Genomic DNA, 1,140 nt, shown 5'->3' on the forward strand with positions numbered 1-1,140 from the left:
AAAGATCGCCCGTTTAGGCTATTGGGAATGGGATCTTGGTAACAATAATCTAACTTGTTCTGAAGAAATATATCGGATATTTGGCATTCCTAGCGGCACAGAGCTCACTTACCAAAAAGTAATGCAGTCAGTTCATCCTGATGATCATCAAGCTATTGAGGAAAATAATTCTAAATGGTTGCAATCTCATAATGGGGGGGGATACGAATTCAGAGTGATTAAAACAGATGGCTCGTTGTGCATTGTTCATGTTATTGCGGACGTTGAGTGCAATGACAAAGGAGAGGTGATTCGCTTATTTGGTACTATGCAAGATGTTAGCGAGCGAAAAGAAATTGAACAGAAACTGATTAATTATCAGCAGCGTTTAAAATCATTAGCGCTACAATTAGCCCTTGTAGAGGAGCAAGAACGGCGCCATATTGCCGCTGATTTACACGATAATGTTGGTCAATCGCTAGCATTAACGCGACTGCAATTAGCTGCGGTGCTAAAACGTTTGCCGAATGACAAAAAAACAGCAGAATTAGTCCATCACTGTTCTAAATTGATATTAACTGTCATTCAAGATACCCGCCATCTTATTTTTGAAATCAGCTCCCCATCATTAAATGAACTTGGCTTAGCTGCCGCCATCACTGAGTGGAAAGAACAATCCTGCAAGCAGAGCCATGGTCTTGAGGTTGAGATCATTGAGCGATTCAAAATAGATTTTGTCAGTCTTGATCTTAGATCCATTTTGTTTCGAAATGTCCGTGAATTACTCGTCAATGTGATTAAACACGCAAAGGCGACTGCGGTTGTGGTAACCCTCGAAGAAAAATCAGGGAGCTATATGATTACAGTTAAAGATGATGGAATTGGATTTATGGCGGAGGAGCTGGCTGGAAACGTTAGTGTAGATGGCGGATTTGGTTTATTTAGTATTCAAGAGCGGATGATGGATATAGGGGGGCAGCTGTTAATTAATTCTAAACCCCAAAAAGGTTGTACTGTGATGATGACACTACCAGTTATTGGGATGGAAACGCAATAAATGCAAAATAATGACGATAATAAATTGATTAAAATCTTGTTAGTTGATGATCACGTTTTGTTACGCAAAGGAATGTCGCTTCTTTTGCAGGAAGAGAATGAGAT

The 1,140-nt window shown here is 39.8% G+C and carries 1 protein-coding gene; it reads left to right on the forward strand.

What is annotated here, in order from left to right; all coding sequences use genetic code 11:
* Positions 1 to 1,036: sensor histidine kinase (locus tag AC4GME_RS17225; protein WP_490379880.1), on the forward strand; the 1,036-nt coding region annotated here is incomplete at its 5' end.
* Positions 1,037 to 1,140 lie beyond the last annotated feature (104 nt).

The organism is Psychromonas sp., assembly GCF_983033635.1.